Source organism: Kribbella sp. NPDC048928, from assembly GCF_043197975.1.
GTDB lineage: Bacteria > Actinomycetota > Actinomycetes > Propionibacteriales > Kribbellaceae > Kribbella.
This window is the reverse complement of sequence record NZ_JBICUC010000005.1, coordinates 169,587-193,978: the sequence shown is the minus strand read 5'-3', so window position 1 is coordinate 193,978 and position 24,392 is coordinate 169,587. Positions and strand designations below refer to the sequence as shown.

General features: G+C 68.7%; 27 protein-coding genes. 16 read left to right on the top strand and 11 right to left on the bottom strand.

Annotated elements, in window-relative coordinates:
- The first annotated feature begins 34 nt into the window (after nucleotides 1-34).
- Nucleotides 35-1,234 (top strand): Cmx/CmrA family chloramphenicol efflux MFS transporter, encoded by a 1,200-nt coding sequence (locus tag ACGFI6_RS23010; RefSeq protein WP_393121702.1) that lies wholly within the window; start codon nucleotides 35-37, stop codon nucleotides 1,232-1,234.
- Here the strand turns inward: ACGFI6_RS23010 and ACGFI6_RS23005 are convergent.
- Nucleotides 1,192-1,482 (bottom strand): hypothetical protein, encoded by a 291-nt coding sequence (locus tag ACGFI6_RS23005; protein ID WP_393121700.1) that lies wholly within the window; start codon nucleotides 1,480-1,482, stop codon nucleotides 1,192-1,194. The genes ACGFI6_RS23010 and ACGFI6_RS23005 overlap by 43 nt on opposite strands.
- 91 nt (nucleotides 1,483-1,573) lie before the next feature.
- Between ACGFI6_RS23005 and ACGFI6_RS23000 the strand changes: the two genes are divergently transcribed.
- From ACGFI6_RS23000 to ACGFI6_RS22990, 3 genes are read left to right on the top strand one after another with little or no spacing between them, the layout of a single operon-like run.
- A complete protein-coding gene (locus ACGFI6_RS23000) occupies nucleotides 1,574-2,791 on the top strand; it encodes a hypothetical protein (protein ID WP_393121698.1) in 1,218 nt (405 codons plus the stop codon).
- Between the two features lie 51 nt (nucleotides 2,792-2,842).
- The gene (locus tag ACGFI6_RS22995; RefSeq protein ID WP_393121696.1) at nucleotides 2,843-3,322 is read left to right on the top strand and encodes a hypothetical protein; all 480 of its coding nucleotides are present in this window, start codon (nucleotides 2,843-2,845) and stop codon (nucleotides 3,320-3,322) included.
- A gap of 9 nt (nucleotides 3,323-3,331) precedes the next feature.
- Nucleotides 3,332-4,015 (top strand): hypothetical protein, encoded by a 684-nt coding sequence (locus ACGFI6_RS22990; protein WP_393121694.1) that lies wholly within the window; start codon nucleotides 3,332-3,334, stop codon nucleotides 4,013-4,015.
- A gap of 148 nt (nucleotides 4,016-4,163) precedes the next feature.
- Here ACGFI6_RS22990 and ACGFI6_RS22985 read toward each other — a convergent pair whose 3' ends face one another.
- The gene (locus tag ACGFI6_RS22985) at nucleotides 4,164-4,664 is read right to left on the bottom strand and encodes a hypothetical protein (protein WP_393121692.1); all 501 of its coding nucleotides are present in this window, start codon (nucleotides 4,662-4,664) and stop codon (nucleotides 4,164-4,166) included.
- Nucleotides 4,665-5,115: 451 nt separating this feature from the next.
- Between ACGFI6_RS22985 and ACGFI6_RS22980 the strand changes: the two genes are divergently transcribed.
- Both ACGFI6_RS22980 and lexA read left to right on the top strand, forming a co-directional pair.
- The gene (locus tag ACGFI6_RS22980) at nucleotides 5,116-6,585 is read left to right on the top strand and encodes a hypothetical protein (RefSeq protein ID WP_393121690.1); all 1,470 of its coding nucleotides are present in this window, start codon (nucleotides 5,116-5,118) and stop codon (nucleotides 6,583-6,585) included.
- Between the two features lie 560 nt (nucleotides 6,586-7,145).
- Nucleotides 7,146-7,799 (top strand): transcriptional repressor LexA, encoded by a 654-nt coding sequence (gene lexA, locus ACGFI6_RS22975; protein WP_393121688.1) that lies wholly within the window; start codon nucleotides 7,146-7,148, stop codon nucleotides 7,797-7,799.
- A 40-nt stretch (nucleotides 7,800-7,839) separates the two neighbouring features.
- Here the strand turns inward: lexA and ACGFI6_RS22970 are convergent, their stop codons facing one another.
- From ACGFI6_RS22970 to ACGFI6_RS22960, 3 genes are read right to left on the bottom strand one after another with little or no spacing between them, the layout of a single operon-like run.
- Nucleotides 7,840-9,069 (bottom strand): RNA polymerase sigma factor, encoded by a 1,230-nt coding sequence (locus ACGFI6_RS22970; RefSeq protein ID WP_393121686.1) that lies wholly within the window; start codon nucleotides 9,067-9,069, stop codon nucleotides 7,840-7,842.
- Between the two features lie 7 nt (nucleotides 9,070-9,076).
- A complete protein-coding gene (locus ACGFI6_RS22965) occupies nucleotides 9,077-9,424 on the bottom strand; it encodes a YciI family protein (RefSeq protein ID WP_393121685.1) in 348 nt (115 codons plus the stop codon).
- Nucleotides 9,425-9,452: 28 nt separating this feature from the next.
- A complete protein-coding gene (locus ACGFI6_RS22960; protein ID WP_393121683.1) occupies nucleotides 9,453-9,854 on the bottom strand; it encodes a VOC family protein in 402 nt (133 codons plus the stop codon).
- Between the two features lie 83 nt (nucleotides 9,855-9,937).
- Here ACGFI6_RS22960 and ACGFI6_RS22955 point away from each other — a divergent pair, with 83 nt between their 5' ends.
- On the top strand, nucleotides 9,938-10,567 hold the full coding sequence (locus ACGFI6_RS22955; protein WP_393121681.1) for a class I SAM-dependent methyltransferase: 630 nt from the start codon (nucleotides 9,938-9,940) through the stop codon (nucleotides 10,565-10,567).
- A 3-nt stretch (nucleotides 10,568-10,570) separates the two neighbouring features.
- Here ACGFI6_RS22955 and ACGFI6_RS22950 read toward each other — a convergent pair whose 3' ends face one another.
- Entirely contained in the window at nucleotides 10,571-11,011 is a 441-nt protein-coding gene (locus ACGFI6_RS22950) for a YybH family protein (protein ID WP_393121679.1), read from the bottom strand.
- A gap of 71 nt (nucleotides 11,012-11,082) precedes the next feature.
- Between ACGFI6_RS22950 and sigJ the strand changes: the two genes are divergently transcribed.
- Nucleotides 11,083-11,988 carry an RNA polymerase sigma factor SigJ gene (gene sigJ / locus ACGFI6_RS22945; RefSeq protein WP_393121678.1) on the top strand — a complete coding sequence of 302 codons (906 nt, stop codon included), beginning with the start codon at nucleotides 11,083-11,085 and terminating at the stop codon, nucleotides 11,986-11,988.
- Here the strand turns inward: sigJ and ACGFI6_RS22940 are convergent.
- Nucleotides 11,951-13,219, bottom strand: coding sequence for an FAD-dependent oxidoreductase (locus ACGFI6_RS22940; RefSeq protein WP_393121676.1), 1,269 nt, complete (start codon nucleotides 13,217-13,219; stop codon nucleotides 11,951-11,953). The genes sigJ and ACGFI6_RS22940 overlap by 38 nt on opposite strands.
- Nucleotides 13,220-13,226: 7 nt before the next feature.
- Nucleotides 13,227-14,093, bottom strand: coding sequence for a diiron oxygenase (locus ACGFI6_RS22935; RefSeq protein ID WP_393121674.1), 867 nt, complete (start codon nucleotides 14,091-14,093; stop codon nucleotides 13,227-13,229).
- A 102-nt stretch (nucleotides 14,094-14,195) separates the two neighbouring features.
- Between ACGFI6_RS22935 and ACGFI6_RS22930 the strand changes: the two genes are divergently transcribed.
- Nucleotides 14,196-14,747, top strand: a complete 552-nt coding sequence (locus ACGFI6_RS22930; RefSeq protein WP_393121672.1) for a Chromate resistance protein ChrB — start codon at nucleotides 14,196-14,198, stop codon at nucleotides 14,745-14,747.
- On the top strand, nucleotides 14,744-15,877 hold the full coding sequence (locus ACGFI6_RS22925; RefSeq protein WP_393121670.1) for an MFS transporter: 1,134 nt from the start codon (nucleotides 14,744-14,746) through the stop codon (nucleotides 15,875-15,877). Before ACGFI6_RS22930 ends, ACGFI6_RS22925 begins: the two co-directional genes overlap by 4 nt.
- Here ACGFI6_RS22925 and ACGFI6_RS22920 read toward each other — a convergent pair.
- Nucleotides 15,852-16,472 (bottom strand): SAM-dependent methyltransferase, encoded by a 621-nt coding sequence (locus tag ACGFI6_RS22920; RefSeq protein ID WP_393121668.1) that lies wholly within the window; start codon nucleotides 16,470-16,472, stop codon nucleotides 15,852-15,854. The genes ACGFI6_RS22925 and ACGFI6_RS22920 overlap by 26 nt on opposite strands.
- Before the next feature lies 1 nt (nucleotide 16,473).
- Nucleotides 16,474-17,067, bottom strand: coding sequence for a TetR family transcriptional regulator (locus ACGFI6_RS22915; protein WP_393121666.1), 594 nt, complete (start codon nucleotides 17,065-17,067; stop codon nucleotides 16,474-16,476).
- 87 nt (nucleotides 17,068-17,154) lie between these two features.
- Here ACGFI6_RS22915 and ACGFI6_RS22910 point away from each other — a divergent pair, with 87 nt between their 5' ends.
- From ACGFI6_RS22910 to ACGFI6_RS22885, 6 genes are all read left to right on the top strand, one after another.
- Nucleotides 17,155-18,621 (top strand): FAD-dependent monooxygenase, encoded by a 1,467-nt coding sequence (locus ACGFI6_RS22910; RefSeq protein WP_393121664.1) that lies wholly within the window; start codon nucleotides 17,155-17,157, stop codon nucleotides 18,619-18,621.
- Between the two features lie 99 nt (nucleotides 18,622-18,720).
- Nucleotides 18,721-19,638 carry a DUF929 family protein gene (locus ACGFI6_RS22905; RefSeq protein ID WP_393121662.1) on the top strand — a complete coding sequence of 306 codons (918 nt, stop codon included), beginning with the start codon at nucleotides 18,721-18,723 and terminating at the stop codon, nucleotides 19,636-19,638.
- A gap of 4 nt (nucleotides 19,639-19,642) precedes the next feature.
- Nucleotides 19,643-20,137, top strand: a complete 495-nt coding sequence (locus ACGFI6_RS22900; protein ID WP_393121660.1) for a vitamin K epoxide reductase family protein — start codon at nucleotides 19,643-19,645, stop codon at nucleotides 20,135-20,137.
- Between the two features lie 29 nt (nucleotides 20,138-20,166).
- Entirely contained in the window at nucleotides 20,167-20,829 is a 663-nt protein-coding gene (locus tag ACGFI6_RS22895; protein WP_393121658.1) for a DUF6766 family protein, read from the top strand.
- Nucleotides 20,829-21,467 (top strand): UdgX family uracil-DNA binding protein, encoded by a 639-nt coding sequence (locus ACGFI6_RS22890; protein ID WP_393121657.1) that lies wholly within the window; start codon nucleotides 20,829-20,831, stop codon nucleotides 21,465-21,467. The genes ACGFI6_RS22895 and ACGFI6_RS22890 overlap by 1 nt, the downstream gene beginning before the upstream one ends.
- Nucleotides 21,468-21,633: 166 nt before the next feature.
- Nucleotides 21,634-23,787, top strand: a complete 2,154-nt coding sequence (locus ACGFI6_RS22885) for a DEAD/DEAH box helicase (protein WP_393121655.1) — start codon at nucleotides 21,634-21,636, stop codon at nucleotides 23,785-23,787.
- On the opposite strand, the gene ACGFI6_RS22880 is transcribed toward ACGFI6_RS22885, so the two are convergent.
- Nucleotides 23,779-24,213, bottom strand: a complete 435-nt coding sequence (locus ACGFI6_RS22880) for a hypothetical protein (RefSeq protein ID WP_393121653.1) — start codon at nucleotides 24,211-24,213, stop codon at nucleotides 23,779-23,781. The genes ACGFI6_RS22885 and ACGFI6_RS22880 overlap by 9 nt on opposite strands.
- Nucleotides 24,214-24,392 lie beyond the last annotated feature (179 nt).

The following is a 24,392-nucleotide window of genomic DNA, read 5'->3' as shown; positions in this document are numbered from 1 at the left end:
TGAACTCATCGATCCAATATCCGAGAGGGCCCCCATGCCTCGCGCTGTCTATCTGCTCGGCCTCGCGATCTTCGCCCAGGGCACGTCCGAGCTGATGCTCGCCGGTCTGCTCCCCGAACTCGCGACCGATCTGCACGTCTCCATCCCCGCCGCCGGCCTGCTGATCTCCGCGTTCGCGGTCGGCATGCTCGTCGGCGCCCCGATCCTGGCCGTCGGCACACTGCGCTGGTCCCGGCGCGCCGCGATGCTCGCGTTCCTGACGATCTTCGCGCTGACCCACGTGGCCGGCGCGCTCACATCGTCGTACGGCGTCCTGCTCGCGACCCGGGTCGCTGGTGCGTTCGTGTACGCCGGGTTCTGGGCGGTCGCGTCCGTGACAGCGATCGAGCTCGCCGGACCGCAGGCTCGCGCGAAGGCGATGAGCATCCTGGCCGGCGGCCTGACCGTCGCCACGATCATCGGTCTGCCCGCGGGGACGCTGCTCGGTCAGCACTTGGGCTGGCGGGCCGCATTCTGGGCGGTGGCCGCGTTGTCGGTGCTCGCGATCGCTGGTGTGGTGACGACCATCCCGCGCGGACGGTCGGAGAGCGTGCCGCAGTTGCGTCAGGAGCTGCGGAACATGGCGAACCCGCAGCTGTGGATCGCGTACGGCACGACTGCGCTGTCGACGGGAGCGATCCTGGTGATCTTCAGCTACCTCGCTCCCCTGCTGACCGAGACGACCGGGCTGTCGGAGGCCTGGGTGCCGGTGATCCTGGCGCTGTACGGGGTCGGCTCGCTGATCGGGATCACGATCAGCGGCCGGACCGCGGACCGGCGGCCGTTCCGTACGCTCGTCGTCAGCCTTGCCGGGGTTGTCGCCGCCGCGGTGATCCTCGCGCTCGCGACCAGCACGCCGTGGATCGCCGTGCCCGCGATCGTGCTGGTCGGGACGTTCGGGTTCGCGACCAATCCGGCAGTGAACTCGCGCGTCTTCAGCGTGGCAGGATCGGCCCCCACGCTGGCGGCGGCGTTCAACATCTCCGCGTTCAACGTCGGCATCACCGTCGGCCCCTGGCTCGGCGGCCTTGCCCTCGACGCGGGCGCCGGCTACCCCACCGTCGGCTGGATCGGCGCCGCCCTGGCCCTCCTCGCCGCCGCCACCATTCCCCTGGCCCTCCGAACCGCTGCCCGCAACCGCCCAACAGTTGGTCAAGTGGAGTACGAGAGCGCCAGCTCGATCACGGGCAGGTAGCCCGACCGCCGAGCGTCCGTCCAGGTCGCGGCGCCGCCGGCCAGGTCGTCGGTCGTCATCCGATAGAGCAGTGCGCGGATCAGCATCTGTCCCCACTCCGGCAGCTCCGCCCACCGCGCCGCCAGCCCCGGCTCAGCCCCGTACCAACACAACGCATCCGCCACCGCAACAGCAGCCGCCCACGCAGGCGGACGCCAGTACACCGGCCAGTCGATGATCGCCGGCGGCAACCCATCGGCAAACATCACGTTCCCCGCCAGATCCCCATGCACTAAGGGTTGTTGTGGTAGATGTAGCCATCAACGGAGAGGATCACGTGGGACGGTTAGCATTTGGGCCGTGAACTGGCGCCCAGCAGTGACGATCGCAGCTGTCCTTGCCCTTGTTCTGAACGCTTGTGACAGAGACGATCCGAAGAAGATCGACGGTGAAGCCGTTGTGATCTTTGCGGGCGGGGGCGCGAGCACTCTCGCGAAAAGGGCTGTCGACCTCAGTCTGAGCGGAGTGGCAGATGACCTCGAGGTCGGCCGCGACGACGTGGTCAGATTGATGGTGACCGAGCACAATAGAGTGCTTATCTGGGCGTTCGGTCCCGATGGATCCGTTGGACGTACGGAAGTAGATCCGAAGATCACTGACGCCGCGCAGATGGCGGTCGCGGATGACGGCACCGTCTACATCTCGCACCTCGTCGGCCGTGTTTGGGCCATTTCTGAAGTCGGAGCCCGCGGTCAGTTGACGCCGATCATCATCGACGGACTGCCTGCCACGTCGAAGGGCATTCAAAACGTCCGGCCGATTGTCCGAATCGACGGCATCGCGGTCGATCGGCTAGGGCGCCTTGTGTTCGTCGAAGACTCCTACAACGTGGCGCGGCGACAGGCGATCAACCTCGTTCGCCGGGTTGAGGCGAATGGACAGATCGTCACAATCGCAGGACGTGACGCACCGCTCGGCGCAAGTGAGTACGCCGAGGCGATCATCAGGTCCGTTGCGCCCCCCTCGGGGACAAGAGCGATCGATTGGCCGTTGCCTGGGCTCGGAGACCTGGACAGCCTCGCCGTCGGCGACGACAACACGATCTACGTTCAAGCGCATCGTGGTGTGCTCGCTCTGCCTCCGGACGGGACGATTCGGCCTGTGGCCCGTCGCCGCGACAGGACCGCTGCACACGTTGCAGATCGCCCCTTCACCCACGAAGGAGACGCGGCGGATGCGGACCCAAGGTTCATCGAGCACGCCGGCATCACCGAAGACCACGGTTTCGTAGCTATGCCAGTCACACAGGCCCGGCCCGATTACTCAAACTTGCTACCGGCTGCCTTTCGATGGACCGGTGATTTCACGCCGAATCAGCGGATGATTATCGAGGCAGCACAGCGTCAGGCAGGCAAGACCCGCCTGCAACAGATTCTGCGTATTGTCCGACCGGACGGATCAATCACTACCGGCGCATGGGCAATAGATGGCGCCGCCCTGCGAGGCGGGGTCCTGTACGTTCTCATACAAGGCGACCGCAGTCAGTTAATGATCGGAAAGATCGATCTGCCAGACTGACCGACTACCATGTCTGTCGTGAAGTGGTGGCATCCAGTGACTCTCATGGCAGTGACAGCACTTCTGATCAGTGCTTGTGGCAACAACAGCGGAAAGGGCGAGGATCCGCTAGGTCAGGCGTTCGAGGTAGTCGCCGGCGGCGGAAGCGATCCAGCCGCGACACGGGCGCTCGACACGAAGCTCACCGGCCTGATCGGCGACCTTGAGGTCGCGGCCGACGGGGTCGTGCGGCTGCTGGTGACCGAGACCTCCGGTCGGTCCATCGTGGCGATCTCCCCCGCCGGACAAGTGCAGCGCATCAAACTGAAAACCGCCCAGCGCGGCGCGAATCAACTGGCTGTGGCAGATGACGGCTCCCTGTACGTTTCGTTCACGGGTGATGGCGGCGTCTTCCACGTCAGCGCGACAGGTGAACTGGTGCGCGTCGTCGGGAACGGGATCAGAGGTTTCACTCCCGACGGCGGCCTGGCAACGGGGCGTGCCGGGGCGACGCTCGGAATCACCGTGGATCATCAGGGTCGGCTGGTATAAAGCGAACGGGTGACCACAAGCGCTCAAGGGCACGACGTGTTCCTTCTGCGTCGAGTCGAGGCGAACGGCAGGATCAAAACGATCGCCGGCGACCGTACGCCGATCACGGACGACGACGCCTACCTCCGAGGAGAACAGCGAACCGTTGCTCCCCCGCCAGGAACCAAGGCCTTGGGCTGGCCAATGCTGGGCATCGCTCAGTTGACGACCTTGGCTGTCGATGGTGACGGCACGATCTACGCCCAGTGCGAGTACGGGGTCCTCGCGTTTCCCGCCGACGGCACCGTCCACGCCGCGGCGCGACAACGAGACAGCTCAGCCGCACCGCTAGCGGACCATCCGTTCGCCGACGAGGGCGACGCAGCCGACGCGGCCCCCAACTTTGGCACATGGGGGATCACCGCAGACCACGGCTATGTCACCATGACCGTCAGGTCCGACACCAACGGTCCACGCCCCCCTGCTTACCGTTGGGCCGGCGACCACACCCCCGGCCAGCACGCGATCCTCGACACCGCGTCTCCCGAGTTCATCATCCGCCTGGTCACGCCGAACGGGCGGCTCACGACAGCCGCCTGGTCGGTCTACGGCAGCGCAGTACGCGGCAAGTGGCTCTACGTCCTGGTGTTCAAGAGCTCCGGGCTTCGCGAGGATCAGTACCTGATCGGCCGAACCAAGCTACCGACCGGATAACGAGGCAACTTCCTCACCAAGCAATTGGTGCTGCACGATTCCACCCTTGATCTGCTCAAGGGGTCGGCCACCAGTTCGCGCTGACCCGGCATCCACCACACCGTGCGCCGGGCAGTGCCCGCCGGAGCGTCAGTATCGTTCCTGGCTGTCAGTCGCTGCGGCGGGTTGACCAGCCGGCCAGCGCGACCACGACAGCAACCAGCCAGACGCCGACGGCAACGACTGGCGACCCTGTGAAGGCCACTTGGTAGGTCAGGCCGGACAACGCGTCCTCCCGGTTCGGCTCGAGCAGCATGATGACGATGGTGACGACTATTCCAGCGAAAGCGCTCAGCACCGCGCCGGTCGTTGCAGGAAACAACAGACCGACCAGGATCAGCACGAGATAGGTGAGGAGTAGAGCGGTTCCCCAGCCGCCGAGTGGCGAGCCTCCGCCGAAGACCTCGATCAGGCCGATCCCGCTGTACAAGCTCGTCGGCGCCGAACGGTCGTCCCCCCAGACCGTTAGCCAGGGCGGTGCGAGCAGAACGAGCAGCGCCAGCGAGACAGCGAAGCCCATCAGGCGAAGATGCTGGTGCCTGGTTTCCTCGTTGTTACTGCCTGGCGGCTGCACGGCTCCGATGGAGCCGCGCCTGTCGGCCTCGCTCATGTCCCTACCTTTCTCAGACACGGTTGTTCTCGGCATCTTCTCAGGTCTGCAGACCACGGATCCACGATTCTCTTCCGTGTCCCGACATCTCAGTTATGGGAGTTGAATTGAGATCGAGCGGGTCTCGGCAGTCAGGCCTAAACCGCGGGACTTTGAAGAAGCCGAGGCGTCGATGACGGCTCGTTGACCTGGCGAGCACTGGCCGGCCCAGCGGTAGGCGGGCGGACGTCCGCGTTGGGATGGAGCCTTAACCGTCATCGCGATGTAGCCATCCACCGACGACGGCTGTCTGGTGATATCGAATTCGTCGTGTTTCGTCCACCGGACCTTGCTGCTGGCAATGTCACGGGCGACGACCGTCGGGTCACGCGCTGCCTGAAGTTCTGCGGTGCCCCGCCAGACCGGTGCTCGTACGCCTGGCGGTGACCTGGTGTGGTGGTACCGATACGTCATGGATACGTCGAAACGCCGGATCGCATTGGTGGCCGGTATCGCGGTCACGGTCGCGGCCGCCTCGGTGGGCGGGGTCAACGGCTGGGACCGGTGGAAGTCGCGTTGCTCCGCACATGTCGCGGAGACTCCGGCGAAGGTGCTCCGGTCGATCCAGGCTCGGCCGGCGGACCAGGTCGACCTCGCAGCGGACCGCGGGAGCGACTCGATCAATCCGAATGCCGCTCGCGGTGTCTTGGCTTCGGCTCGCAAACCCGGTGGCGGGTTCAGTCCGGCGACCCGTGTCCTCGTCTCCGGCGCCGACGGCCGGAGCGCCGACTCGGTGCAGTCGATCGGCACCGCCGACGGAGACCCGATCCTAGCGGTCGGTCCGCCCGCGTGGGTGGGGTCCGCCCTGAAGGGATCGGTCGTGGTACTGGACCGGCACACCGGTCAGGCCAGGTGGGGGCGCCAGTACTTCGGCGACGCGGTCCAGGGGCGGCAACTGCCCGGCCGGATGATGGTGCTGCAGTTGACCTCCCGGCCGATGGCAGCGTCCTTCGCGACTGCCGACGGGGACATCACGTGGTGCACCTGGGTCGGCACAGACCCGGTCATCAGCTACCCGCCGACATTCACCTCCGACGCCGAGGACGGCCAGTTGTACGTCGTCCGCGAGCCAGCCGAGGAAGCCGGCGACCGAAGCGTACTGTTGTCCCGGATCGACGGCACCTCCGGCAAGATCGCCTGGGAGCAACCCGTTGACGGCGTCGACCGGCTCAGCTCGTTGGACACCTTCGGCGACCAGCTCCTGCTCAGCCGGTGGGATCCGCAGATGTACGTCGACGATCGGTGGGCCGCCCTGAGCGGGCGAACGGACCCGAACGCCGGCGCTGTCGTCGCCCGCTCAGCGGCGACGGGCGACGCAACCTGGACGTACGACGGCCCGGACCCCTCCGGCTGGATCGTCAACGTGATCGGGGTCCGAGACGACACCGCCGTCGTGGTAGCGCGCCGAGTGAAGGCAGACCCCAAGACCGGTGGACCGGCCGGCGAAGCCCTCAATCAAAGCTGGTTGATCGGCCTCGACCGAACCGGGAAGGAACGCTGGCGACAGGACCTTGGCAGTGCGCTGGTCTACACCCTGGCCGACGATGCGAAGGTCGCCGACGACGTAGTCATCACCGACGAGAGCAAGTCGACGGACCCAAAGGTGCGTCTGGTAGCGCGCGATCTCACCACCGGAAAGGTGCGCTGGACGAAGATGACCAGCCGCTCCGGCCCCACCATCAAGCTCGAGGTATCCACCGTCATCGACCACCAACTGGTTGCCGCCGGCGCCAACCCCCGCGGCGGCCTACAGTCCATCGACCTGACCACCGGAAGCCAACAAGCTGTACTAACCGACGGGGACATCCGAAACATCGTCGGCGACAACAAATCGATCACCTTCGTCGCCGACGGCCTGGTCTTCACCCTCGACCACACCTGACCTGGGGCGCGGCTCGTGGCTGTGTGGGTTCGTGCGGGTGTGAACTGCTCGTCGTGCGCCGCAGTTCGGCTACGTCGTCTCGCTCGGCTGCTTTGATCGTGTATTGATCGGCGAACCGCCGCAGGAGGCCGGCCAGGCGGGCCAGCGGACGGCGACAGGTGCCGCGTGCTGGGAGTACTTCTCTGCCAGGTTTCGTTCCTTGGGCCCATCCACGCCCGACCACTCCTCTTCCGTGGAAAGCGACCGGATCGCCGCGGCCTGCAGCTGAGAACGGCCTTGGCCCAGACTGTGAGCACAGCCAGGGCGCGCGCCTCGTGTTCGCCGAGTCGTCACTGGCGAGGCGGGACCCTGGCCAGGCGGTCTGCGGCGGGTCCGCGTCGTGGACCCGCCGCCCGTCTACCCCTGGTCACTCATCTGGCGCAGCTCGAACAAGCACCTGGATCTGGACACCCTCGTCGACCATGTATGTCGGCAGCCGCGACCCACGAGGCCCGACGAGTTGTGACCACCGCAGCGGGTCGGAGCCCCGCGGCCGCGGGGACAGGCTCTAGGATTTTGCGGTGACTGATCTTGATCTGTTCGGCGACCTGGACACCGGGGCGCTTCCGGAGCGGCAGCAGCGGATTCTGGTGGTGATCCGGGACTGGGTGACGCGGCACGGGTACCCGCCGAGCAGCCGGCAGATCGGGGATGCGGTCGGGTTGCGGTCCTCGTCGTCGGTGTCGAAGCACCTGGCCAGCCTGGAGGACAAGGGCTTCCTGCGCCGCAGCCCGTCGGTGTCGCGGCCGATCGACGTCCGGATGTTCCTCCAGGAGACGTCCGCACGATCCACCAGCGACGACAACGTACCGGTCCCGGTGGTCGGCGACATCGCGGCCGGTACGCCGATCGCCGCGATCGAGCACGTGGACGACGTGATGCAACTCCCCCGCGGTCTGACCGGACGCGGCACGGTGTTCGGCCTCCGGGTCCGTGGCGAGTCGATGATCGACGCGGCGATCTGTGACGGCGACATCGTCGTGGTCCGTCAGCAGTCCGAGGCGCACTCGGGCCAGATCGTGGCCGCGATGATCGACGAGGAAGCCACCGTCAAGGTCTACCGGCGCCGCAACGGCCACGTGTACCTCGAGCCCCGCAACCCCGCGTACGAGGTGATCGACGGCGACCGCGCCACGGTCCTCGGCGTCGTCGTCTCGGTCCTCCGCAGCATGTAGTTGGACCGCCACGCAGGCAGAACCCCCTCAAAACGGCGATTTAGGCCCCGAAACCCGGGGTTCTGCCTGCGTGGCCGTCCACGTTCAACCGATCGTGGAGCAGGTCGAGTTGGGCCGGGTTCGTGGTGAGCGCGGCGGCCTGCTCGTCGGCGGCGTGGGCTTCGGCCGGGCGGTCGAGGTCGCGGAGGAAGTGGGCTCGCGTCGCGTGGAACAGCGGGTACGTGTTCAGGTCGCCGGCTAGGGCGTCGATCTCCGCGAGTGCGGCCGCTGAGCCGCGGACGTAGGACAGTGCGATCGAGCGGTGCAGGCAGGTCACCGGGCTCGGTTGCAGGGTCAGCAACATGTCGTACAGCACGAGGATCTGAGGCCAGTCGGTCTCGGCCCAGGTGGCCGCCTCGCTGTGGCAGGCGGCGATCGCGGCCTGCAGCTGGTACGGACCGGGCGCGTGATGCCGGTGCGCGGTACGGGTGAGCAGCGCAGTCGCCGAGGCGATCGCGGCGTGGTCCCACAGCGTGCGGTCCTGGTCTGCGAGCAGCACCAGGCTCGGGGTGAAGCGGGCTGCCGTACGCGCCCGGTGCAGCCGGATCAACGCGAGCAGACCCGCGACCTCCGGCTCGTTGGGCAGGAGGCCGTGCAGCAGAGCAGTCAGCCATTCGGCATCATCGACGAGGTCACGGGAGTGCGTGCGTTCCGCCGTACTGGACAGATAGCCCTCGTTGAAGAGCAGGTAGATAACCGTCAGTACCTCGGCCAGCCGCTCCGCCAACTCGTCGTCGCGCGGGATCCGGTACGGGATGCCGGCGTCGGTGATCTTGCGCTTGGCCCGCGTGATCCGCTGCCCGACCGCGGCTTCCGAGGCGAGGAACGCGGCCGCGATCTGCCCGGTCGTCAGTCCGCACACGACCCGCAGCGTGAGCGCGACCTGCGCCTCCCGGGCGAGCGCCGGGTGGCAGCACGTGAAGATCAGCCGCAGCCGGTCGTCCGGTGGCGGCTGATCGTCCGGCTCCAGCAGCGCCAGCTTGGCGCGGTAGTTCTGCTGACGGCGCAGTACGTCGAGCCCGCGGCGCTTCGCGACCGTGAACAGCCACGCGTCCGGCCGTTCCGGGATGCCCTCGACCGGCCACCGCTTGAGGGCGATCTCGACCGCGTCCTGCACGAGATCCTCGGCGGCGGCGAAGTCGCCGAGCAACGACACGAGCGCGCCCGCCAGCCGGCCCGCGTGGTCGCGGACCACGCGGGCGAGCTCGTCCTCGGTTCCCGAAGCCTTCACCGCCACGTCACATCGGGACGACCGGCCGGATCTCGACCACAGGACAAGCCGGCCAGGTCTTCACCATCCGCAACGCCTCGTCCAGGTCCTCGACCTCGATCTCGGTGAACCCCGACACGACTTCCTTGCCCTCGATGAACGGCCCGTCGGTCGTCATTGCCGCACCGCCAGCGAGCCGGACGGTGGTCGCGGTGGCGGCGCCCTGCAGCTTGCTGCCGCGGTTCGTGATCTTGTCCGCGTGGTCGTCGAACCACTGGTAGACCTTCCGGTACGCCGCCTCGCGCTCGTCCGGCCCGAGCTCGGCGAACTCCTTCGCGAACTCCTCGGTCTCGATGAACATCAGTACGTACTTCACGCACACACCTCCTTCGGCACAGTCTGGCTCAGGACGCGGGCAGGTTGGCGTACAGATCGATCCCGTTTCCGGACGGATCCGCGACGGTCGCGTACCGCATCCCCCACGGCACGTCGTACGGCTCCTGCAGCCCGGTCACCCCGGCTGCGACGAGTTCGCCGTACGCGGCATCGACCTCGGCCGGCGTGCCGTACTCGACGGTGAGGAAGATCCGGCCGCTCGCGGGCGGGGTCCAGCCCGCGGTGACCTTGCTCCGGGCGCTGTCGGTGTCGAGCATCAGGTGCAACCCGTTCGGCAGGTCGCAGTCGGCGTGGTCGTCGGGCATGTACTGGTTGCGCTCGAACTCGAACCCGAGCCGGCGGTAGAACTCGATCGCCGCGCCCAGGTCGGACACGATGATGTCGATGATCTTCACGGTGGTGGTAGGCACTGCGGTCTCCTCTGGTGACGAAAGCTGTCACTCAGGAGACGTTCGGCGGCCGCCGCGATCCGACACTCTGGCATCGTGGATCCATGAAACGTCCGCTCTTCGCCCGGATCTACGCCCGCGCCCGCCCGACACTCGACGAGCACGGTGCCGCCGAGCACCGCCGGCGGCTCCTGGCCGGCGCCTCGGGACGTGTGATCGAGGTGGGCGCCGGCGACGGCGGGAACTTCGCGCACTACCCCGGCACGGTGCAGAGCGTCCTCGCCGTCGAACCCGAGCCGTACCTGCGCTCGCACGCCGAGAGCCAGGCCGCGTCCGCGCCGGTCCCGGTCGAGGTCGTCGAGGGTACGGCCGACCAACTGCCGGCGCCGGACGCGTCGGCCGACGTCGTCGTGGTCTCCCTCGTACTGTGTTCGGTCCCCGACCAGGCCACGGCCCTCGCCGAGGCCAGCCGCGTGCTGCGGCCCGGCGGCGAGCTCAGGTTCTACGAACACGTCGCAGCCGACCCTGGTCGCCGCCTGGCACGGGTTCAGCGGATCGCCGATGCCACGCTCTGGCCACTGCTCGTCGGCGGCTGCCACACCCACCGCGACACCGCGGCCGCGATCACCGAGGCCGGCTTCGAGATCGAGGAACTCGACGCGTTCGAGTTCCCGCCCGACCGCAGCACACCGGCCAACCCACACATCCTCGGACGGGCCCGGATCAGGCCATAAGGATCAGGGCAGGAGATCCATCGCCGCAGTACGGTCCAGGAAGTTCGTCGGTACGGACACGTGGTCGTGGACGATGATCCAGTCGCCGTCGATCCGCCGCCAGGTCGAGGTCGCGCGTAGCCAGTAGTCGATCTTCGGGCCGGCGTTCATGGTGGCGTTCATGTGGTTCAGCGAGTAGACCACCGCGAGGTCGCCGTCGACGAGGACGGTCGGGTCCCGCACCTCGTACTCGAGCGGCAGCGCGAAGGCCTCGAAGATCATCTCCCAGCTGGCCTGCTTGGTCGCCGCGCCGGCGTGCCGCAGTGGCGGCTGGATGTCGAACGAGACCATGTCCGGCGCGAAAATGGTCTTCAGTGTTGCCAGGTCCCCGGTCCGGACGGCCTCGACGAGCCGGTCGACAGCCGCGCGAACCTCGGCCTCTGCAGTTGCGTTCTGTGTTGTCATGATCGGTACGACGGCACAGGCCGGCGGAATGTCAGACCTCACAGTTCGCGGCGCCGCCTCGTCGTACAGACATGGACGAAGGGACCGATGTGTCAGAGCCCGGGCTGAGCGCGATCATGAGCGAGCGGCGGCAGTTGATCAGCCTCGCGTACCGGTTGCTCGGTTCGCTGGCCGATGCCGAGGACGTGGTTCAGGAGACGTACGCCCGCTGGTATGCGATGACCGTCCCGCAGCGGGACGCGATCGACAACCCGGCTGCCTGGCTGACCAAGGTGGCGAGCCGGATCTGCCTCGACCTGCTGCGGTCCGCACGATCCCGGCGCGAGCGGTACGTCGGTGAATGGATCCCCGAGCCGCTGCCCGAGGACTCCGAGGCCACGTCCGGGACCGCCGACCCGGCCGATCGCGTGACCCTGGACGAGTCGGTGAACATGGCGTTCCTGGTCGTCCTGGACTCGATGACGCCGGCCGAGCGCGTCGCGTTCATCCTGCACGACGTGTTCCGGTACCCGTTCCCGGAGGTCGCCGAGATCGTCGGCCGGACGCCCGCGGCCTGCCGGCAGCTCGCCTCCTCGGCCCGGCGCCGGATCCGTGACGCGCAGGCGCCGACCGCGCCGTCGGCCCGCAAGACCGAGCTGGTCCGGGCGTTCAAGGCGGCCTGGGAGACGTCCGACATCCAGGCGATCATCAGCCTGCTCGATCCGGACATCGTCGCCACCGCCGACGGCGGCGGCATCGTCACGGCCACGCTCGAGCCGATCCACGGCACGGCCGAGGTCGCGGCGTCGTTCGGCCGGCTCAACGTCGTCCTGCACGGCCGGGACATCGTGGAGCGGACCGTGAACGGTCAGCCGGGTCTGGTCATCGAGTTCGAGGGCAAGGCCGAGACCGTGGTCGCGTTCGGCTTCTCGGGCGACAAGATCACCAACATCTGGGCGGTCAGGAACCCGGAGAAGCTACACCCCTGGACGAACTGACCAGCGTCATCACGGTCTCCTGCGCACAGGCCTTGTTGACGCCGATCCCGCCGCGCGCGCCGCGCTTGATCCAGCCCGCCACGTAGTGTCCGGGCCGGCCGACGACGGCGCCGCGGACGTTCGGCACGATCCCCCGCCCGGCGTCGAACGGCAGCCCGTCGATCGGCCGGCCCTCGAACCCGATCGCGGTGAACAGGTTGCCCGCGGCAATCGTCTCGCCGGTGCCGAGGGTCAGCCCGGCGGACGTCCACGCGGTCGGCCGGGCGTGGTACCGCAGCTCCACCCGGTCCCCCGCGACCGCGAGCAGTTCCCGCAGAGCCGACTCGGTGTACGCCGCCTCGTCCGGACCCCGCCGCCCGAGCAGCACGACCTTCTTGACCCCACTGGCGCTGAGCACCCGCCGAACGTCACGCTGGAGGTCCATGGCGCGGAGCTGCTCCTCATCACTCAGCAGCAGCCGGGCGAGGTCCAGGGCGACGTTGCCGTTGCCGACGACAACCGCCTGCGGTCCCACCAGCTCGACAGGCAGCGAGGCTCCCGGTCGTCCGTTGTACCAGGCAACAAAATCCTCCGCGCTGCACGCAGCGTCCTCGCCGGTGATCCCGAGCCGGCGACTCTGCCGTGCGCCGACCGCATGGACCACCGCGTCGTACCCGTCCGGAAGACCACCCGGCCCGCTCCGAAGCGTCGCCGCGTCGGTGCCCGGCCGCCAGTGCACGCGGCGATGCCGGACCAGGCGCTCGAAGTTCTCGATGATCTGCTTGGTCTGCGGATGATCCGGAGCGACCCCGCACCTGACCAGTCCGCCCAGATGCTGGCTACGGTCCACGACCGTGACCTCGGCCGTTGTCCGTAGCAACAACTCGCGGGTCGCGTACATCCCGGCCGGCCCGGCGCCGACGACCAGCACGCGCCGCGGCCCGCCGCCCCAGACCTGGTACGTCGGTGGCTCCCAGCTGTCGAGGTCCATCGCCTGCAACGGCTGGCGCTCCGCGAAGTACTCCGCGTTGCGCTGCACGTCCTCGGCCGCGGACGAGTCGGCCGGCTTGGCGGCGTCGACGGGGCAGATGTCCGCGCAGGCGCCGCAGTCGATACAGGTCCGCGGATCGATGAACAGACTGGCACCGGTGCCGAAGCCGGGTTCGCCGGGCGACGGGTGGATGCTGTTCATCGGGCAGACCGCGACGCAGCTCGCGTCCGAGCAGCAGTCCCCTGAGATCGCGAACGTCACCGTCGGCTCACAGCAGACCGGTCCGCCGGTACACCCGGGACGCTGCGGGAGTGAGCAGTCCGACCGACCCGAGGAAGTCCATCAGGTTCGCGCAGCTGGTCCGCAGCAGCGACCGGTGGTGCTCGTTGTTCCGCGCCTCCCGGACGGCCCGATCGACGTCCAGCCCGACGTTCACGTAGACCTCGCGGCCGACCATGCTGGACACGATCATGTCCGCCGCGATCGCGATCACCAGCGCGCTCACCCAGCGCCGTCCGCGGCTCGCGCCGGCCAGTCGCTCGCGGGTCTCCTCGCGTGCGAACACCATGTGCCGCGACTCCTCCACCACGTGGATGTGGTTCACCGTACGGACCAGCGGCTCGACCCGGCGGTCGCGCATCCAGTCGCGCTGCATCACGTCGAGCACCTCCTCGGCTACCAGGATCGCGGCGTACGCCGACTCACCGGTCGCGACCGTCTTGAACGCCCGGCCGAGCTCGCGCGCCAGCAGCCGCGGCCGGTACGACGGCTCCACCATCCGCTCGGTGGCGCGGGCGAACATGATCGAGTGCCTGCACTCGTCGGCGATCTCGGTCAGCGCCCACTGGAACTCGGCGCTCCGGGCCGGCTTGTCGTACACGTCCCGCATGATCAGCTGCTGCAGGATCAGCTCGAACCAGATCCCGGTCGTCGCCACCGACGCGGCCTCGTGCCGGGTCAGCTCCCGCTGCTGGTCCTCCGTCAGCTCGTCCCAGTACGGCGTCCCGTAGAGCGTGCTCCACTCCGGCGACAGGCCGTACCCGTCGCCGACCGGCGCGTCCCAGTCGATCTCGGTCTCCGGATCCCTGGACAGCCGGCTCGCCGACCCCAGCAACCGCTCAGCAGTCTGATCCATCACACACCTCCGAGCCGATATAACATCGTCTATGTAACATAACCGATGTCCCAACTTCCTGTCGAGCTGCATCATGATGTAACACGCGATACATTGGTGCATGTGACAGATCGATGGCTGGTCCTCCTGGTCCGGATCCCGGCGGAGCCCTCGCGGCACCGCGTCGCCGTCTGGCGAGAGCTTCGGAAGGCCGGAGCGCTCTCCCTCGGCCAGGGCGTATGGGCCGTACCCGAACTGCCGGTCTTCGAGGCCGCGCTGCAGCGCACGGCCGAGCTGGTGGAGCGCGCCGAGGGCGAGGTCACGATGCTCGAGGCCGCCGGCAAGGACGCCGCCGACGGCGACCGGCTGCGCGCGCTGTACGACGAGGCGCGCCGCGCGGACTGGACCGAGTTCCTCCGGGACTGCGGCAAGTTCGAGGACGAGCTCGCCAAGGAGATCCGGATCGAGAAGTTCACGCTGGCCGAGCTCGAGGAGGAAGAACAGAGCCTCGAACGCCTGCGCCGCTGGCACCGCGATCTGACCAGCCGCGACGTCTTCGGTACGCCGGAATCCGCCGAGGCGACCGTCCGGCTCAAGGACTGCGCCGCCCGCTGCGAGGAGTACGCCGAGCTCGTGTTCCGCGCGCTGCACCAGCTCCCCGGGGACGAGCGATGAAGACGATGTGGCCGCTCTACGCGGCCGGCTTCACGACCGCGTTCGGGGCACACGCAATCGCCGCCAACCTCGGCGGGTCGTCTTCGGACGCGGTCACGTCGTTGATGACTCTGGGGGCGCTGCTCGCGTTGTACGACGGTGCGGAGGTGTTACTGAAGCCGGTCTTCGGGACCATCTCGGACCGGATCGGCGCACGTCCGGTGCTGCTGCTCGGCCTGGTCGGCTTCGCCGTTGCCTCCAGCACCTATGTGATCGCGGACCGCCCCGGTTGGCTGTGGGTCGCGCGGCTCGGGCAGGGCGCCGCCGCCTCGGCCTTCTCCCCCGCCGCCTCGACCCTCGTCGCCCGGCTCAACCCGTCGGCGAAGCACGGTCGCGCGTTCGGGTCGTACGGCTTCTACAAAAGCATCGGCTACACCGCCGGACCGTTGCTCGGGGGCGGCATCGTGTGGCTTGGCGGATTCCGGCTGGTGTTCGGCGTGATGACCGTGCTCGCCCTGGGCGTGGCGGTCTGGGCGCTGATCGCCGTACCGGTCGTGCCGCCGTTGCCGAGGACCCGGCAGACCGTGCTCGACCTCGCGCGGCGGATCACCGACCCAGCATTCCTCCGGCCGACCGTGGCGCTCGCCGCCGCAACGGCGGCGCTGTCCGTCGGTGTCGGCTTCCTTCCGGTCACGGGCGCGTCGGACGGTCTCGGCACGATCGCGACCGGCGCGGCGGTCTCCCTGCTGGCAGCGACCGCCGCGGTCGTTCAGCCGCGCGCGGGTCGGGCTCTGGATGCCGGCAAGCTCACGACTCGTACCGGCATCGCGGTCGGGCTCAGCCTTGCGGCCGTCGGCTTCGTCTGCGCGGCCCTGCCCGGCGTGGCGTTCCTACTGATCGCGGCCGCTCTGATCGGCGCCGGGACGGGCGTGATCACGCCGCTCGGGTTCGCCGCGCTGGCCGCGAGCACACCGCAGGAGCGCCTCGGTCAGACGATGGGCACTGCGGAGTTGGGCCGGGAGTTGGGCGATGCCGGCGGTCCGCTACTCGTGGCGGCCGTCGCGTCCATCGCCGTACTCGATGCCGGGTACGTCGTACTTGCCGTCCTGCTGGCGGCCGGACTGCTCATGCTCCGCCGGGCACAAAGCTGAACAGGCTCTGACCCTTCACCAGAGGTTGAGGTACGCCGGTGAAGCGGTGCACGCCGATGCCGAACCCGGCGTCCTTGTCCGACAGCCACACCTGCTCGAACCCGTACTCCTCGAACCACTCGCACATCGTCGGCACCAGATCCGGATCCTCGCGGTGCCGGGTCCAGATCACCGTGGCGCCGGTCCGGCAGAACTGCGGTGCGGCCGCGATCGTGCGCCGGATGTCGGCGTCGGCGATGTTGCCGAAGATCCCGCACAGCAGCACCAGCTCGGCCGGCACGAAACCGTCGTAGTGATCGGTCAGCGATGCGTCGCCGGTGACGACGTCGACCTGCTCCGGCGCGCGGGCCCGCGCGGTCGCGGCCAGCTCCGGATCCAGCTCGACCAGGCGGGCCCGCACGTCCGCGGCCCGCGGGTGATCCTCGAGTACGGCGAGGAGATCCCGGCCCTGTCCTGCGCAGAGGCTGACCACCGGCACCGTACCGGCCGGAGCTCCGTCCAGGGCTGCGCGGACGTAGGCCTGCACCGCCTCCAGGCGGCGCGACAACGCGGAGTCCGGATCGTCGTACCGCTGATGCCACTGCCGCCAGTCCATGTCAGGAGACACTACGGTCGAGAAGGTCGAACGCCCGGTCGATCAGGGCGAGCACCCGCTCGCGCACCTCGTCCGGTCCCGCGCCCTCCTCGGTCCAGCGCTCCACCATCCGCAGCGCGAGCGGATGAATACTGAACACCTGATGCGCCAGCACCCGCGCAGTCACCTCGTCGACGTCGGCCGCCAGTGCGCCCGCGACCGCATCCTCGTGGCGCGCCCACATCTGCTGCCCGCGTGCCTGCAGCAACGCGCTGCCGGCCAGCACCGTACGGAAATGCGCCGTCTGACCGCCCGGATAGTCCGCGAACCGACCCAGCGATCGGCGCCGCAGCCCGGCCAGGAGGCCCTCGCCCTCCTGCCGGTCGGTGACGGCCTCCATCCAGCGCTGCTCGATGTCCTCGGCGCTGTCGAAGAACAGATCCTCCTTCGCCGGGAAGTAGTTGAAGACGGTCTTCGCCGACACGTCCGCGGCCGCGGCGACCTCGGCGACCGTCGTCCGGTCGAAGCCGTGCTCGGCGAACAACCGCAGCGCAACGTCCGCGATCCGCGTCCGGGTTTCGCGCTTCTTGCGTTCCCGCAGACCGGGTTCGGCCATCTCGGCAACCTCCTTGCGGCATGAGTTTACAGTGGGCTATAACTTTATAGTCGAGTGTAATTATCTACCAGAGTGTAGGAGAACATCATGACCCGGACCTCGGTCCTGATCGTCGGAGGCGGGCTCGTTGGCCTGTCGGCGGCGCTGTTCCTGCAGTACCACGGGGTGGACTTCGTGCTCGTGGAGCGGCGCAGCGGGGCGTCCGTACTGCCGCGCTCCCGGGGCGTGCACACCCGTACGGTCGAGTTCTACCGGCAGATCGGTATCGAGGACCGCGTCCAGGAGGTCGCCGCGACCGCGCTGAAGGCCGGCGCGTTCGGCGGGGCGCGGCACGGCCGGAGCCTGATCGAGTCCGAGGCACTGGACCTGACCAGCCTGCACAAGAAGGGAATGGGTGGGGACCCGAGCCCGTCCGGGTTCTGCTTCTGCCCGCAGGTGCTGCTCGAACCGGTGCTCGCCGAGATCGCCCGCGAGCGCGGCGGCGACCTGCGGTTCGATACCGAACTGACAGCCTTCAGCGCCGGGCCGGACACGGTCACCGCGACCATCGGCGGAGAGGAACTGGAGGCCGACTACCTGATCGCCGCCGACGGCGCCGGCAGCCCCGTACGGACCGAACTCGGCATCGCCGGGTGGACGCTGCCGCCGACGCACAAGTACCTGAACGTCTTCGTGCACGCGGACCTGACCGAGCTCGTCGAGGGGCGCACGTTCAGCCAGTGCGACGTCGCCAACGACCGGATGAGCGGCATCATCCTGGCGAAGAACAACACCGACGAGTGGTCCTTCCACCTCGCCTACGACGACACTCCCCCGGAGCACCCGCTCCCGCAACTGCAGGCCGCCATCGGCCGAGACGACATCGCCATCGACGTCCTGGCCACCAGCACCTGGGACACACGGGTCCACGTCACCGACGAGTACCGGCGAGGCCGGGTCTTCCTTGCCGGGGACGCAGCGCACCAGCACGCGCCGTGGGGCGGGTACGGCGCGAACACGGGCATCGCCGACGTACACAACCTGACGTGGAAGCTCGCCATGGTGCTGAACGGTCGCGCCGCAGCATCGCTGCTCGACACGTACCAGCCGGAACGTCGTCCACGCGCCGTACTGGCTGCTCAGCAGGCTCGGCTGCGCACCGGCTTCTTCGCGCGGTACGGCATCGAGACCGAGGACAACGCGGCAGACATCGCGCAGCAGGTCGACATCGGCGCGATCATGACGCGCTACGACTACAGCAGTGATGGGTACGTCGACGAGCTGACCGGTCAGGTAGGTACGCGACTGCCGCACGTCGAACTGTCCGACGGACGCTCGTCCCTCGACCTGTGCGGGCCGAGCTTCGCCGTACTGGCCGGACCCGACGCGCCGGACTACGGCAAACTGGTACCCGTCCACCGGATCGGCAAAGGCACGGAGCTGGGCAGTGACTGGCTCGACCGGACCGGACTTGCCGCGGACGGCGCCGTTCTGGTCAGGCCGGACCAGCACATCGCGGCACGCTCCGACGACGGGCTGTCGCCGGCCACGCTGCGTACCTACCTGCCGCAGTAGATCCGTGGATCTGTAACCTCACAGTGACACAGGGGCAGGAACTTCCGGGCCCGATGGATAGTTGTCCCTCGGGAGCCCGTGCGCGATCAGAGGAGAGTCATGGCAAGGCGTGTCGAACAGAAGGCTGCGGCCCGCGAGCGGATCGCGGCGCAGCAGGCCGCACAGCGACGGGCCGAGCAGCGCCGCCGACTCCTGCTCGCGCTCGGTGCGGTCGTTCTGGTCGTGGTGATCGTCGGCGGGCTGATCACGATCCGGCTGGTCGGCGGCGGCAAGAAGACCGCCACCGGTGCGACCGGGATGGCCAGCTCCGGCCTGATGACGGCGCTCTCGTCGATCCCCGACTCGACCTTCTCCACGGTCGGCACGTCCGATGTCAAGACCGCTCCGTCCGCGATCAACGACCAGCCGCCGCTGACCGCGGACGGGAAGCCGCGGGTGCTCTACATCGGCGCCGAGTTCTGCCCGTTCTGCGCCGGCGAGCGCTGGCCGGTCACCGTCGCGCTGATGCGCTTCGGCACCTTCAGCAACCTGGGTACGACGCACTCGGCCGCCGCCGACGTGCATCCGAACACGCCGACCCTGTCCTTCCACGGGGCGACCTACACGAGTCAGTACCTGTCGTTCACCGGTATCGAGACGACGACCAACGAGCCGCAGGGCAACGGCTACAAGCCGCTCGACACGCCGTCGGCCGCGGACCAGGCAGCGGAGCAGAAGTACAACGCCCCGCCGTACGTCGACCAGGAGAGCGCCGGATCGATCCCGTTCATCGACCTCGGGAACAAGTTCATCGGGTCCGGCGCGACGATCGACCCGGAGTTGCTCGCGGGCAAGACCCAGGACGAGGTCGGCGAGGCGCTGAAGGATCCGTCGAACCCGATCACGAAGGCCGTGATCGGATCGGCGAACGTCTACACCGCCGCGATCTGCAAGCTGACCAACAACCAGCCGGCCAAGGTCTGCTCCACCGACACGGTCACCCAGGCGGCGTCGAAGCTCGGCGCTGCGAAGGGCTGAGACGGTGCCGGAATCCACAGTGGACGCGAAGATGGACACAGCACAACGCCCGCAGCGGGCCCCGCTCGGCGTCATCCCGTGGGCGATCCTGGCGGTCTCGATCGCCGGTCTCGCCGTCGCGGCGTATCTGACGTACGAGCACTTCACCGCCGGGACGACGCTCGCCTGCCCGGACACCGGCGTGGTCAACTGCGCCAAGGTCACCTCCAGCCAGTACTCGAAGCTCTTCGGCATCCCGGTCGCGGTGCTCGGGCTGGCGTTCTTCGTCGGCATGACCGCACTGTCGGTGCCGCCGTTGTGGCGTACGTCGTCACCATGGCCGGGCCGGCTGCGCGTCGTCGGCGTACTCACCGGCGTGATCTTCGTGTGCTACCTGATCTGGGCCGAGCTGTTCCAGATCAACGCCATCTGCCTGTGGTGCACCGTCGTCCACGCGCTGACCCTGGTCCTGTTCGGCCTGGTCATCGTCCGCCTCGCGCTGGTCCCGCCCGCATCATGAATTCGTAGCCCCCGGGGTACCGGAGCCCTATGAGATGGCTTCGGCTCCGCGGGTTGCTGCTGGCGAACCTCTTCCTGTTCTTCGGGTTCCTGGTCGGTCTGGCGTTCACGGGTCACGCGAACGAGAACGCCGAGCTCACCGACCACGGGCAGTCGGCCCAGACGCTGACGCAGTACCTCGGATCGTCCTCGTTCGGCGAGGCGGTGTTCGAGAACTGGGAGTCCGAGTTCCTGCAGATGTTCATGTACGTGCTGCTCACGGCGTACCTGGTGCAGAAGGGCTCTGCCGAGTCGCGGCCGATCGACAAGGCCGCGCCACAGGACGAGGACCCGCGGGACCACCGCGACGACCCGAAGGCTCCCTGGCCGGTACGGCACGGGTCCGCGGTGGTGCTGAAGCTGTACGAGAACTCGCTCGCGATCGCGTTCGGCGTGGCGTTCCTGGTGACGATCTGGTTGCATGCGGCAACCGGCGCGGGAGCGTACAGCCAGGAGCAGGAACTGCACGGCAGCCCGGCGGTGACGACCTGGCAGTACCTGGGCACGTCGCAGTTCTGGTACGAGTCCCTGCAGAACTGGCAGAGTGAGTTCCTGGCGGTCGCGGCGATCATCGGCGGCTCGATCTACCTCCGGCAACGTCGCTCCGCGCAGTCGAAACCGGTGCACGCACCGCACTCGGAAACAGGTGGCTGATGACTGCCGAAGAATGGGTACCGTCGGACGGCGGGATGCGCAAACTGCGTGCCGCGCTCCCCGACTGCCGCGGCTGTGATCTGTGGGAGGACGCGTCGCAGGTGGTTGGCGGCGAGGGTCCGGTACGGACGCGGATGGTGCTGGTCGGCGAGACGCCGGGCGACCACGAGGACAAGGAAGGGCACGTGTTCGTCGGGCCGGCGGGACACCTGCTCGACAAGGCGCTGGTCGCGGCGGGCATCGAGCGGCAGGACGTCTACCTCACGAATGCCGTGAAGCACTTCCGGTTCGAACGGCAGGGCAAGCGGCGGATCCACAAGACACCGTCGGCCGGCCAGATCACGGCCTGCCACCCGTGGCTCGCCCGTGAACTCGAGATCGTGAAGCCGTCCGTGGTCGTCGTGATGGGATCCGTCGCGGCACGGTCGCTCCTCGGCTCGAGCTTCCGCGTCACCCACGAGCGCGGCAAGCGCATCGAACTGGACACCGGACAGCCGGCCGTGGCGACCGTCCACCCGTCCGCAGTGGTCCGATCGGACAACTACCACCGCGACTTCGAACACTTCGTCAACGACCTCCAGGTGGCGATCTCGCTGATATCCGGTGCCGGTCTGCGACATTCGGGAGCAGCCAGGTAGGATAGGTATCCGATCGCGCACGCAGGAGCGGTGAATTCTGAGCCGTGTTCCTGGGGACTCTCTGGACGGCCCTCTGCACGACACCGGGTGGCGTCTCGTCGGCAGGGCGGTTCTCGTGCGGTCCGGCGTTCCGCCACGGCTCCGTCGTGGCACGACACAGGAGGAAATGTTGGCCCGACGAGGTCAGCGCCAGCCCGGCGCTACCCGTTCTGCTCCCCGTCGCCGCAGGCGTGTCCGCGACGGCGAGTCCGACGGACTGATCCAGGTTCTCGCGCAAGCGGTCCGTGAGGTCGAGAACGCGGTCACCCGCGCGGCGATCAAGCCGTCGACCCGGACGAAGTTCCAGGTCGTCGCCCTACTGGTCCGCGAGGAGCGGTCCCGGGTGAACGGCGACCCGGCCGCCACCGACGCATACCGTACCGAGCAGCTCCGGCGGCTCGACGGGATCGCGACGATCCTGGCCAAGACCGCCGCACTGGACCCGTCGCTGCTCGGCCTGCTGGCCGAGGAGGCGGTGATCTCCGAGGCCGCGGCCGCGCTCCGCCGGCAGATGCTGGAGGACGCCGGCCTGGAGGCCCCCGAGGAGCCGGAGCCGGCCGAGCCGGTCGCTCCCCCGGAGACGCAGACCCGGCGCGTGGTCCCGCAGGCCGTGGTCTCCCGGCAGCTCGCCAACCCGTTCCTGGCCCCGGACTTCTCGAGCGCACCGGCCCGTCCCGCGGGCCCGAGCCGGCTCGGCGGCTGGGAGCTGATCGGCCCGCTGCTGCGCTCCTTCGAGCACGCCGCCGCCTCGGCCACCATGTCACTGCCCGACCCGGACTCGCTCCGGCTGGCCGGCGGCATCGACGCGCTCCGGCTCCGCGGCCTCGAGCTGATGCCGCACCAGGCGCGGATGATCGCCGCCGCGGCCGAGGGCCACCGGACGTTCCTGCTCGCCGACGAGCCCGGCCTCGGCAAGACCGCCCAGGCGCTGCTCGCCGCCCAGGCCGCGGAGGCGTACCCGCTGCTCGCCGTCGTCCCGAACGTCGTCAAGACCAACTGGGCACGCGAGGCCGGCCTCTGGACCCCGCGCAAGACCCCGACCGTGATCCACGGCGACGGCGACTCGATCGACGGCTTCGCGGACATCGTCGTGGTCAACTACGAGGTCCTCGACCGGCACGTCGGCTGGCTCGGTGACCTCGGGTTCCGCGGCATGGTCGTGGACGAGGCGCACTTCATCAAGAACAAGAAGTCCCAGCGGTCCCGCAACGTACTGGAGCTGGCCGGCCGGATCCGCAGCCGGAGCACGCGCCCGCTGATGATGGCCCTGACCGGTACGCCGCTGATCAACTCGATCGAGGACTTCACCGCGATCTGGGAGTTCCTCGGCTGGATCGACGAGAAGGCGCCGCGCGCCGAGCTGATGGACAAGCTCGACGCCACCGACCTGACGCCGGCCGACCCGGGGTTCGCCGCCGCCGCCCGGGCCAGTGTGATCGACATGGGCATCGTCCGCCGCCGCAAGGTGGACGTCGCAGCGGACATCCCGGCCCGCCGGATCGCCGACCTGCCCGTCGAGCTGGACGGCGCCCTCGGGCGTTCGATCCGGGCCGCCGAGCGGGAGCTCGCGGACCGGCTCGTCGCGCGGTACCGGACGGCGCTCGAGACCCGGCGCTCGGGGATCGTCGTGGACGGTATCGACCACGACCTGGTACGGCAGGTGGCCGGCTGGGAGCGTACCGAGATGGCCGCCAAGAAGACCGGCGACAACGTCTTCAGCCTGTTCCGCCGGATCGGTCAGGCGAAGGCCGGCCTGGCCGCCGACTACGCCGCCCAGCTGGCGCAGAACGTCGGCAAGGTGGTCTTCTTCGCCCGCCACATCGAGGTGATGGACACCGCCGAGGAGCTGTTCGCCGAGCGCGGCATCCGGTACTCCTCGATCCGCGGCGACCAGACGTCGCGTACCCGGCAGAAGAACATCGATGCCTTCGTCAACGATCCGGACGTGTCGATCGCGGTCTGCTCGTTACTCACCGCGGGCGTCGGCCTGAACCTGCAGGTCTCGTCGAACGTCGTCCTCGCCGAGCTGTCCTGGACGAACGCCGAGCAGACGCAGGCGATCGACCGGGTGCACCGGATCGGGCAGGACGAGCCGGTCACCGCCTGGCGGATCATCGCCGCGCAGACCATCGACACCCGCGTCGCCGACCTGATCGACGCCAAAGCCGGCCTGGCCGCCAAGGCTCTCGACGGCTCCGACGAAGAGGTCGGCTCCTCGGCCGACTTCCAGCTCGAGGCCCTGTCCGCCCTCCTCACCAGAGCCCTGGAAGCCTCAGCCTGATGCTTTTCCGGCGGCGGTGATCTCCACGCAGCAGTCACCGCCGCCGGGATCGAGGGCAACCTCGACCGTGTTCGCCTCCAGACCCGTCAGCAGCCCGTCCACGAACGCATGGTTGATTCCGCAGACCGCTTCCGGCTGAACCGCGGCCAGCGGATGGAACGGGCAGCTGTGCAGCCGCAGACAGCCCGGCCGCGGCCGCACCGGCTCGAAGCCCGCGCCCGACAAAGTTGCCTCTGACAACGTCAGCGCCCGCTCGGCGCTCAGCCGTCCCGGCCGAGCCCGGGCCCGCACCTCCGCCCCCACTCGCTCGCCGCGCCGGAACGCCGCCTTGTGCGCTGCGTCCAGCGGGTTGTCCGACGCGTTGCTGAGCACGCCCTCGAGCAGGATCGCCGCCAGCAGGTCGGGGTGCCGGGGCGGGATCGACACCTTGAGGTCGGCATCGGTCGGCTCGTACAGCTTCGGGGCCCGGCCGACCTTGCGCAGCCGCCCCGGATGCCCGAAGTGCGACCGCAGCAGCCGGCCGTCAGCTTGGTAGCCCTGAGCATCTCGGGCTACCTCGGGGGCAAGCTGGCGTTCCGGTCTTCGCGGTCGTGACCGTCGTGCTC

Bases quoted from the DNA above. Each gene is read 5' to 3' on its own strand.
- ACGFI6_RS23010 (WP_393121702.1), top strand. From the start codon at position 35: ATGCCTCGCGCTGTCTATCTGCTCGGCCTCGCGATCTTCGCCCAGGGC.
- ACGFI6_RS22985 (WP_393121692.1), bottom strand. From the start codon at position 4,664: ATGAGCGAGGCCGACAGGCGCGGCTCCATCGGAGCCGTGCAGCCGCCA.
- ACGFI6_RS22980 (WP_393121690.1), top strand. From the start codon at position 5,116: ATGGATACGTCGAAACGCCGGATCGCATTGGTGGCCGGTATCGCGGTC.
- ACGFI6_RS22955 (WP_393121681.1), top strand. From the start codon at position 9,938: ATGAAACGTCCGCTCTTCGCCCGGATCTACGCCCGCGCCCGCCCGACA.
- ACGFI6_RS22950 (WP_393121679.1), bottom strand. From the start codon at position 11,011: ATGACAACACAGAACGCAACTGCAGAGGCCGAGGTTCGCGCGGCTGTC.
- sigJ (WP_393121678.1), top strand. From the start codon at position 11,083: ATGGACGAAGGGACCGATGTGTCAGAGCCCGGGCTGAGCGCGATCATG.
- ACGFI6_RS22935 (WP_393121674.1), bottom strand. From the start codon at position 14,093: ATGGATCAGACTGCTGAGCGGTTGCTGGGGTCGGCGAGCCGGCTGTCC.
- ACGFI6_RS22925 (WP_393121670.1), top strand. From the start codon at position 14,744: ATGAAGACGATGTGGCCGCTCTACGCGGCCGGCTTCACGACCGCGTTC.
- ACGFI6_RS22920 (WP_393121668.1), bottom strand. From the start codon at position 16,472: ATGGACTGGCGGCAGTGGCATCAGCGGTACGACGATCCGGACTCCGCG.
- ACGFI6_RS22915 (WP_393121666.1), bottom strand. From the start codon at position 17,067: ATGGCCGAACCCGGTCTGCGGGAACGCAAGAAGCGCGAAACCCGGACG.
- ACGFI6_RS22910 (WP_393121664.1), top strand. From the start codon at position 17,155: ATGACCCGGACCTCGGTCCTGATCGTCGGAGGCGGGCTCGTTGGCCTG.
- ACGFI6_RS22905 (WP_393121662.1), top strand. From the start codon at position 18,721: ATGGCAAGGCGTGTCGAACAGAAGGCTGCGGCCCGCGAGCGGATCGCG.
- ACGFI6_RS22895 (WP_393121658.1), top strand. From the start codon at position 20,167: ATGAGATGGCTTCGGCTCCGCGGGTTGCTGCTGGCGAACCTCTTCCTG.
- ACGFI6_RS22890 (WP_393121657.1), top strand. From the start codon at position 20,829: ATGACTGCCGAAGAATGGGTACCGTCGGACGGCGGGATGCGCAAACTG.
- ACGFI6_RS22885 (WP_393121655.1), top strand. From the start codon at position 21,634: ATGTTGGCCCGACGAGGTCAGCGCCAGCCCGGCGCTACCCGTTCTGCT.